This is a genomic window from Nocardiopsis sp. JB363 (assembly GCF_900143625.1).
Classification (GTDB): domain Bacteria; phylum Actinomycetota; class Actinomycetes; order Streptosporangiales; family Streptosporangiaceae; genus Nocardiopsis.
This window is the reverse complement of the sequence record NZ_FRFF01000046.1, coordinates 42699-51217: the sequence shown is the minus strand read 5'-3', so window position 1 is coordinate 51217 and position 8519 is coordinate 42699. Positions and strand designations below refer to the sequence as shown.

The following is an 8519-nucleotide window of genomic DNA, read 5'->3' as shown; positions in this document are numbered from 1 at the left end:
TAGCTCCGTCTCGTGGGCTCGGAGATGTGTATAAGTGTCAGCCCCCGAGGACGGGCAGTACGCCCTGTTCGACCTCATCTGCCAGTACGAGGACGAGGGGGACGAGAAGGAGGCGACCCGGCTGCTGCTTGAGGCCTCGGACCTGGACGACCTGGAACCGGGACCCGCCGCGCTCTTCGCCGAACAGTTCGAGGCCCACGGTGAAACCGGCAAGGCGCTGCACTGCTTCGAGATCGGAGCGCGCGACCACTTGGCGCTCCCGGCCGCGCGGATCGCCGACCTGAGCGCCTACGAGCTGCTTCCGCTCCAGGGTCGGGCACGGGTCCGGCGGGCGCTCGGGATACCCGCCGACGCACACGACGTGTCCACCATCGCCGCCCAGGAGCTCCTCCCCGCCAACCCACTGGAAGAACCCGACCTGTTCGACGAACTCCTCGAACACGACGACGAGGAGCCGCCCGCACAGCTCGTCGCGGTCCAGGCGATCTTCTCCCGCCGGGCGCTACCCGATGCCCTCGAACGCGGGTGGGTCGCGCCCGGAAGGACCGAGGCGACCTACTTCCTGGACGCCGAGAGGGAACTGCGCGCCGAGGCGCAGGAACATCCCGACGTGCACTTCATCGTGCTCACCGCGGAGGTGGCCGAGGTGGCGGACTACACGGAGCGCAGCGGACTCGACCCCTCCGAGGCGGTCACCCTGATGTCGTGGAGCGAAGCCGAGATCCCCGGCGACTCCGACCGCCGCATGCCCTGGCCGCCCGAACGCAACCACCCCTGTTGGTGCGCATCGGGGCGCAAGTACAAGAAGTGCTGTGGAGCCCCTGCCCTGCGCTGACCTGCCAAGAAGGGTGTCACGGGCCGAAAACGGGATATCGGGAACCGAACGCCAGTGACGGGAGTCGTACACCGTTGCGTGAGAGTTCCCAGGTGGGGACATGGTGAGAAAAAATGGGGGCGGTCGTGTTCGGAATCCTGCGGCCCTGTCGGCACAGTCTGCCCGGCGGGTTGGCCACGGAGTGGATGTCGCATCTGTGCGGGCTCTGCCTGGCCCTGCGCGATGGGCACGGCCAGACCTCACGCCTGGCCACCAATCACGACGGGTTGGTCATCTCCGTGCTGACCGCCGCCCAGTCCCGGGACCGGGCCGGAACCAGAGCCGTCGGCCCCTGCCCGCTGCGCGGCATGCGTACGGCACGGGTCGCCGATGGCACCGGTGCGAACCTGGCCGCCACGGTGTCGCTGATGCTCGCCTCCGGCAAGATCAGCGACCACATCGAGGACGGTGACGGTCGCCTCGCCCGCCCCGGTGTGCGCGTGGTCGCCGGCCGGATGGCCCGACGCTGGCAGCGGGACGCGCGGGCGGCCGGCACCGACCTGGGGTTCGATACCTCCGCCCTCACCGCCGTCGTCGATCGCCAACGTGAAGTCGAGTCGACGGCCGGCCCGGGCACCGACGTCCTCACCGTGACGGCGCCCACCGAGGAGGCCACCGCGGAGGCGTTCGCGCACACCGCCGTGCTGGCGGAGCGCCCCGATAACGCCGAGCCGCTCCACGAGGCCGGCCGGCTCTTCGGGCGGATCGCCCACCTGCTGGACGCCGTCGAGGATCAGAAGGAGGACCTCGCCAACGGTTCCTGGAACCCCCTGACCGCCACCGAAACCGGTGCCGAGCGCGCCCGTGAGCTCTGCGACGACGCCGTCCTGGGGGTGGGACTGGCCTTGGACGCCACCGAGTTCACCGACGACCGCCTGGTCCGCGCCCTGCTCGTCACCGAACTGCGCCGAGCCGTCTCACGTACCTTCTCCCATGCCGGCCATCCCGGCTACGGTCCTGGCCACCCCGGCGGTCAACCCGGGTATGGCCCCGGACAGCCTGGTTATGGCCCTGGACAGCCCGGTCAGCCCGGATACGGTGCGGGCCACCCTGGATACGGGCCCGGCTCAGGCGGGCACCACCCCGGGTACGGCTCCGGTGAACACTCCCACGGTGGTCACGGCGACCACGGTGGCGGTTCGGGTTCGGGTTCGGGTTCGGGTTCGGGGCACGGCTACGGCGGTCACGGCGGCCACGGCTCCGGTGACGATGGCGGCCACCAGAACAAGGGTGGCTGCTGCACCGCCTGCACCTGTGAGACCCCGGCCCTGGAGACACCACCCCGCTCTCGTGGCTTCTTCGCCGGTTGCGCCGCCGCTCTGTTCATGTGCTGCACCTGCCAGCTCTGCTGCCGTGGCCCCCACCCCGGCCCGTGGACGGGCAAACCCCGGGAGGCCTGGTGCGACATCTGCGAATGTGTGGGGAACGCCTGCGGCAACTGCTGCGACTGTTGCGGTCGCTGCAAGGACTGCGACTGCAGTTGCTGTGATTGATCCCGACCCGGTTCACCTCGGGCGGATCGGACGCCCTGGCCCGGCGCCCGCCTGGCCACCGTGGCCATCGCGCTGCCCCTCCCGAACCCGTTGGGCGATCCGCCGACCGCATTCCTCGGCCAACCAGGGGAAACGCTGTCCGATCACCTCGCAGGCCGCCCGATGCCGTGGCCTGCTGCGGTGCAGGTGGTAATCGGTGCACTCGTGCAGTAGGTAGTCGACGACCAGTCGAGCGATCGGTGGGTGTGCCCCGTCGGTCAGACCGTGGTCGCGCGCGTACTCCAGGGCCAGGCGTTCCAGCCGGGCCGGAGCTGGGTCGAAGGGGAACGAGGTCGTGATCATCGCCGCTCACAAGGGTGACGGAAAGTGACTGTCCCTCCAGGATGGACCACTGCGGGAAATCTCGCAGAGGGCCTGTGGAAAACTCCGCCCAGAACGTCGGGGCGCCTGGTCAGGGCTTCTAGCATGGGATCCATGAACGAACTGTCACCAGAACAGGTCGACCGGGTGATCGCCCTGGCCATGGACATGGCCCGCGAGGGTCAGACCACCGAACTCCTGGAGTTCCTCGACCATGGGCTCGCCGTCGACGTCCGGGACAACGATGGCAACACCCTGCTGATGCTCGCCGCCTACCACGGCCACGGAGAGACCGTCCGAGGGCTCATCGGACGCGGAGCCGACGTGGACCTGCGCAATGGCCGGGATCAGTCACCGGTGGCCGGCGCGCTCTTCAAGGGTGAGGACGAGATCGTCAAGACCCTGGTCGAGGCCGGGGCCGACCTGGACGCCGGCACACCCAGCGCCCGTGCCGCCGCCCAGATGTTCGACCGCACCGAACTGCTTTCCTGACCCCGACCACCCGCACCGAACACGAAAGAGCCGGCACGGTCGCCCGTGCCGGCTCTTCTCGCTAAGACCGGAAAGCGTTACAGCTGGCCGGCCTTGTGGGCCTCGACGGCCTTGCGCACGCCCTCACCGTAGGCCGGGTCGGCCTTGGTGCAGTTGGCGATGTGGCGCTCGATGGTGGCGTCGGTCGCACCGTCGATCGCACGCGCGGTGTTGGCGAACAGGACCTGCTGCTGCTCCGAGCTCATGCCGCGGAACAGGTCACCGGGCTGCTCGAAGTAGTTGTCGTCGTCCTCGCGGTAGTTGAACCGGTCGGCGGTGGAACCCACGCTCAGCGTCGGGTCGGCGAAGGCGGGCTGTTCCTGCCAGCGGCCGTAGGAGTTCGGCTCGATGCCGGGGACGCTGCCCTGGTTGCCGTCCACACGCATGGCACCGTCGCGGTGGTAGGTGTTGACCATCTTGGCGCCGCGCGGGTAGTTCACCGGGATCTGGTGGTGGTTGACACCCAGGCGGTAGCGGGCGGCGTCACCGTAGGAGAACAGGCGGCCCTGGAGCATGCGGTCCGGGGACATGGCGATGCCGGGGACCAGGTTGGCCGGGGTGAAGGCGGCCTGCTCCACGTCGGCGAAGTAGTTCTCCGGGTTGCGGTTGAGCTCGAACTCACCGACCTCGATGAGCGGGAAGTCCTTCTTGGGCCAGACCTTGGTCAGGTCGAAGGGGTGGATGCGGTACTCATCGGCCTCGGCCTCGGTCATGACCTGGATGTACATGGTCCACTTGGGGTAGTCACCCTGCTCGATGGACTCGTACAGGTCACGCTGGGAGGACTCGCGGTCGTCGGCGACGAGCTTGCCGGCCTCGGCGTCGGTGAGGTTCTTGATGCCCTGCTGGGTGCGGAAGTGGTACTTGACCCAGACGCGCTCGTTCTCCTCGTTGATGAAGGAGAAGGTGTGCGAACCGAAGCCGTGCATGTTGCGGTAGCCGACGGGGATGCCGCGGTCCGACATGACGATGGTGACCTGGTGCAGGGACTCGGGGAGGTTGGTCCAAAAGTCCCAGTTGTTCTCGGCCGAGCGCATGTTGGTGCGCGGGTCGCGCTTGACGGCGCGGTTGAGGTCGGGGAACTTCAGCGGGTCACGGAAGAAGAAGACCGGGGTGTTGTTACCGACGACGTCCCAGTTGCCCTCCTCGGTGTAGAAGCGCAGGGAGAAGCCGCGGATGTCGCGCTCGGCGTCGGCGCCACCACGCTCACCGGCGACGGTGGAGAAGCGGGCGAACATCTCGGTCTGCTTGCCGACCTCGGAGAAGAGCGCGGCCTTGCTGTACTGCGTGATGTCCTTGGTGACCGTGAAGGTACCGAAGGCACCGGAACCCTTGGCGTGCATCCGCCGCTCGGGGATCACCTCGCGGTCGAAGTGGGCGAGCTTCTCCAGGAACCACAGGTCCTGCAGCAGCATGGGGCCGCGCGGACCGGCCGTGAGGCTGTCCTGGTTGTTGGCGACGGGTGCACCGTTCGCCGTGGTCAGGGGGTTGGTGTTGTCCTGGTAAGACATGTGTTCCTTGTACCTCCACGGAAGGCGGTGGGATCACCGACGAGTGGTGTCGGGCCTCGTGACACCCACGCGAGCGGTCTTCGCGGGGAAGGTCGTCGTGCCACGCTCGACGCCGCCGGCCGGGACCGCTCTGGTGCTTTCCAGTATTGAATCAGTTTTCTGGATTGATTCCAAACTAGGAGCAGATCCGTTTTGGGGCAAGGCGCGCCCATCGCCCGGATCGGGTCGGAGAATGTGACGTGGATCATGCTCGGGGGAGTCGCAGGGAAGCGCACCATTCCATGGCCCGGCCGGTGGTCCCGCCCCGGCCCCGCCCTTGCGCTAACCCGGAGCGGACTCCGGTTCGGAGGTGTCCCGCACCGGGGTGTCCTCCACCAGGGAACCGGGAGCGCTCCGATCGGGGGCGGCAGGATTGTGCGCGTGCTGGGGCGGGGCCACGTCGTCCCCGACGCCCTCACCCGCCTCCGGAATCCGTAGCGCCAACAGGGCCACGTCGTCACCACTGGGGTCGATCCGAACCAGGAGCTCGTCGAGGAAGTCCTCCAACCCGAGGTGGACCAGGTCCATGGCGTGCCCGCGCAGCTTCTCCAACCCCGCGTCGAGGTGCTCATAGCGGTTCTCGACCAGACCGTCCGTGTAGAACAGCAGCGTGGACCGCTGGGGAAGCTCCACCCGCGCGTCGGGCCACTCCAACCCCAGGTGCAGGGCGGCGCTCATGCCGATGAGGGGACCGTGTCCCTCCTCCAGGTACCGGGCGTTCCCGTCGGGATCGATCAGCAACGGCGGAGGATGCCCGGCGTTGACCCAGTGCAGGCTCCACGGGCCGCCGTCGGGCCCCTCGATACGGGCGATCACGACGGTGGCCATGGGCGCGTCGCTGGTATTGGTCATGACCTCGTCCAGGCGCCGCATGATCCCGCTGGGCGGCTCCTGTCGATCCCAGGCCAGCGCGCGCAGCATGTTGCGCACCTCCGCCATGTGCGCCGCCGCGTGCAGGTCGTGCCCGACCACGTCCCCGATGACCATGGTCGTGACCCCGTCGGCAAGCAGGAACACGTCGTACCAGTCCCCGCCGACCTCCGAGGCCCGCTGAGCAGGCTGGTAGCGGGCGGCGAACTTCAGGTGGTCGATCTGCGGCAGCGGGGTCAGGAGCTGCCGCTGAAGGGTCACCGCCATGTCGCGCTGCTGCTCGTACAGACGGGTGCTCTCGATGACCAGGCCGGCGCGTCGGGCGATGTCGCCCAAGACCAGGATCTCGGCGTCGGTGTGGCCGGCCCCCACACCGGTGCGCCCCACCGTGAGCGCGCCGAAGACCTTCCTGCGGCTGTACAGCGGCACCACCACCGCGGTCCCTTCCCCCAAGACCTCGAACAACCACCGATGCGCGCGGGCGAACGGCTCGTCCGGCTCGTCCGCCTGGGCCTGGGCGTCCAGCAGCACGGGATGGGTCCCGCGCAGGGCCCGCGCCAACGCCGAACGCGAGGGGTGTGAGGGCGGCGGCAACGGCCCCTTCAACGACTCGTCGACGTCGGGGGCGTCCAAGGAATGGACGGACACACGCCGCATCCGCCGCTCCGTGTCGCCCTCCGGAAGCAGATCGACCACCGCCCAGTCGCCCAGCTCCGGCACCAACAACCGCACCAGTTGGTCCAACGCCTCACCGATGTGCGAGGTCGAGATGAGCAGGACCGAGCTCTCCGCGACCATGGTCAGCCGCGCGGTGAGTTCCTCCAACGCCGCCAGGTGCGCCGCGGTCTGCTCCCTGGCGTCCCGGTGCTTCTTGAAGTTGTGGAAGACGATGACGGCGCCCACCGTCCGATCCACCTCCTGGAGGGGGGTGGCCGCCCAGATGATGGGCACGAGCGTGCCGTCCCCGTGCAGGAAGAACTCGTCGCTGCCCTCGGCGCGCCGACCACTGTGCAGCACACTCTGGGCGAGGCACTCCTCGCGCGGGACCTCTTTGCCGTCGGCGTCTCGGTGCATCAGATCATGCAGGTCGGCGCCGAGCAGCTGTTCCTCGTCGCGACCCACGATCTCTCGCGCATAGGGGTTGGACGCGGTGATGCGGCCGGCGGAGTCGATGATGACCAGCCCCGCCCCCACCCCGTCGAACACCGCGCGCAGCATGTCGGTCTCCGGTGGTCCACCGGTGTCGCCCATCGTCCTCACCTCCGGTGGCCACGCCGTGGAACTTCCCCTGGGCCCGCGCCGGTCCCGCCCCGGACCACGTCGGGTCGCATCGGAATACCCGATCGAACGGTAGGTACACGCAAAATCTCGGTAAGTGACCATGGTCCGGCAACGGACCTTCCCGCCAACCCGGACGGCCGGACCCTCGTGTCGTCTCCACCCGGTTCAGGCCGACGGGGCGAGACTGGGGCACGTGAACCACGGTTCCACCGTCATCGTCGAGGAGGGCGCCCATGGCCTGGAGTGAGGTCTTTCCGCCGAGCGAGTCGATCCTCGAACTCATGGTGCGCGGCACCGTCACCTTCCTCGTGCTGGTCCTGCTGATGCGTGTCGTCGGCCAACGGGAGTCCGGCGGCCTGGGGATCACCGATCTTCTCGTGGTCGTGCTCGTGGCCGACGCCGCCAGCGCGGGCATGACCGGGAACGCCGACACGATCGGCGACGGCCTGGTGCTGGTGGTCACCATGCTGTTCTGGAGCGTGGCGATCGACGCGATCGCCTACCGATGGCCGGCGCTTTCCCACCTGCTCAAGCCCCGACCTCGGCCGCTCATCCTCGACGGCATCCTCGACCGCCGGGTGATGCGGCGCGAGTTCATCACCGAAGAGGAAGTGCTCGCCCAACTGCGGCTCCACGGCTACAGCGAATTCGACATGATCGCCCGCGCCTACCTGGAACCGAACGGGATGATCAGCATCGTCCCCAAGCCGGAGAGGAAGCCCTGAACCCGGCCCCACACCTCGGGGCAAGGTGGGTTTTGCCGGCGAAACCGCAGGTTAGGAGGATCACGAGAGTCGATCATCGCTCGACGCGAGGGGGGAACATGATCGCCTATCAGGAACTCATGGAACACGTGGCCCGCGAAGGCAACACCTCCGACAACGAGGAGGCGCGCCGAGCGCTGGAGGCCTCCGCCGAGGTGCTGGCCCGGCACACCGACCCGGACACTCGCGAGTACCTGCGCGAACAACTCCCCGCGACGCTGCGCGACCACATCCCCGAGCAGCCGGGTGCGCCGGCCCTGGAGAGCGGTGAACTCTCCCAGGAGGTCGCCCGACGGATCGGCTGCCCTCCGGAGAGAGGCGTGCGCCTGATGGGAGCCGTGCTCTCCGGGATCCACCGGAGCGATCCCCGACTCGCCGAGGAACTGGCCTCCCAGCTTCCCGACGAACTCGCAGAATGGGCCCGCGACCCTCAGGGCGCGCGCGGGCGCGCCGATACCGGACAGACGGACACGCCCAGCCGTCTCGACCAGACCGGCGTGGAACGGGCTTTGGAGGGGCTTCCCGACTGGCGGGGAGACACCGAGGGTCTGACCAGGTCCGTGGACCTGCCGGTCGACCGGCTCACGCCGCTGCTGAACCAGGCCCACAAGGCGGCTCGCGAACTCGGTCACGGTTTCGAACACCACACCACCGGCACCGGGGTCGTCTTCACCGTGCGGACCGCTTCGATAGGCGCGGTGACCACCCGGGACATCGAGATGGCGGAGCGCGTCGACGCCGCCATCGCCAAGATCGGCGCCGGCGGCTGACGCTTCCGCCGCCCACGGCCGACCAA

The 8519-nt window shown here is 68.7% G+C and carries 8 protein-coding genes; 5 read left to right on the top strand and 3 right to left on the bottom strand.

Annotated features, from left to right (window positions below):
* The first annotated feature begins 34 nt into the window (after positions 1-34).
* Both BQ8420_RS07655 and BQ8420_RS31780 read left to right on the top strand, forming a co-directional pair.
* Entirely contained in the window at positions 35-835 is an 801-nt protein-coding gene (locus BQ8420_RS07655) for an SEC-C domain-containing protein (protein ID WP_087097120.1), read from the top strand.
* Positions 836-960: 125 nt separating this feature from the next.
* The gene (locus BQ8420_RS31780; protein ID WP_087097126.1) at positions 961-2367 is read left to right on the top strand and encodes a DUF5685 family protein; all 1407 of its coding nucleotides are present in this window, start codon (positions 961-963) and stop codon (positions 2365-2367) included.
* Between the two features lie 12 nt (positions 2368-2379).
* Here the strand turns inward: BQ8420_RS31780 and BQ8420_RS07645 are convergent, their stop codons facing one another.
* Entirely contained in the window at positions 2380-2709 is a 330-nt protein-coding gene (locus tag BQ8420_RS07645) for a hypothetical protein (RefSeq protein WP_087097119.1), read from the bottom strand.
* A gap of 132 nt (positions 2710-2841) precedes the next feature.
* On the opposite strand from BQ8420_RS07645, the gene BQ8420_RS07640 reads away from it, so the two are divergent.
* The gene (locus tag BQ8420_RS07640) at positions 2842-3219 is read left to right on the top strand and encodes an ankyrin repeat domain-containing protein (RefSeq protein WP_087097118.1); all 378 of its coding nucleotides are present in this window, start codon (positions 2842-2844) and stop codon (positions 3217-3219) included.
* A 77-nt stretch (positions 3220-3296) separates the two neighbouring features.
* Here BQ8420_RS07640 and BQ8420_RS07635 read toward each other — a convergent pair whose 3' ends face one another.
* Entirely contained in the window at positions 3297-4769 is a 1473-nt protein-coding gene (locus BQ8420_RS07635) for a catalase (protein ID WP_087097117.1), read from the bottom strand.
* Positions 4770-5090: 321 nt separating this feature from the next.
* A complete protein-coding gene (locus BQ8420_RS07630) occupies positions 5091-6929 on the bottom strand; it encodes a SpoIIE family protein phosphatase (protein ID WP_087097116.1) in 1839 nt (612 codons plus the stop codon).
* Between the two features lie 263 nt (positions 6930-7192).
* On the opposite strand from BQ8420_RS07630, the gene BQ8420_RS07625 reads away from it, so the two are divergent.
* Positions 7193-7684, top strand: a complete 492-nt coding sequence (locus tag BQ8420_RS07625; protein ID WP_087097115.1) for a DUF421 domain-containing protein — start codon at positions 7193-7195, stop codon at positions 7682-7684.
* Positions 7685-7782: 98 nt separating this feature from the next.
* Positions 7783-8493 carry a DUF2267 domain-containing protein gene (locus BQ8420_RS07620; protein WP_087097114.1) on the top strand — a complete coding sequence of 237 codons (711 nt, stop codon included), beginning with the start codon at positions 7783-7785 and terminating at the stop codon, positions 8491-8493.
* Positions 8494-8519 lie beyond the last annotated feature (26 nt).

Excerpts from the sequence above, each read along its gene's own strand:
- BQ8420_RS07630 (WP_087097116.1), bottom strand. The coding sequence starts at position 6,929 with ATGGGCGACACCGGTGGACCACCGGAGACCGACATGCTGCGCGCGGTG.
- BQ8420_RS07640 (WP_087097118.1), top strand. The coding sequence starts at position 2,842 with ATGAACGAACTGTCACCAGAACAGGTCGACCGGGTGATCGCCCTGGCC.
- BQ8420_RS07645 (WP_087097119.1), bottom strand. The coding sequence starts at position 2,709 with ATGATCACGACCTCGTTCCCCTTCGACCCAGCTCCGGCCCGGCTGGAA.
- BQ8420_RS07625 (WP_087097115.1), top strand. The coding sequence starts at position 7,193 with ATGGCCTGGAGTGAGGTCTTTCCGCCGAGCGAGTCGATCCTCGAACTC.
- BQ8420_RS07620 (WP_087097114.1), top strand. The coding sequence starts at position 7,783 with ATGATCGCCTATCAGGAACTCATGGAACACGTGGCCCGCGAAGGCAAC.
- BQ8420_RS07635 (WP_087097117.1), bottom strand. The coding sequence starts at position 4,769 with ATGTCTTACCAGGACAACACCAACCCCCTGACCACGGCGAACGGTGCA.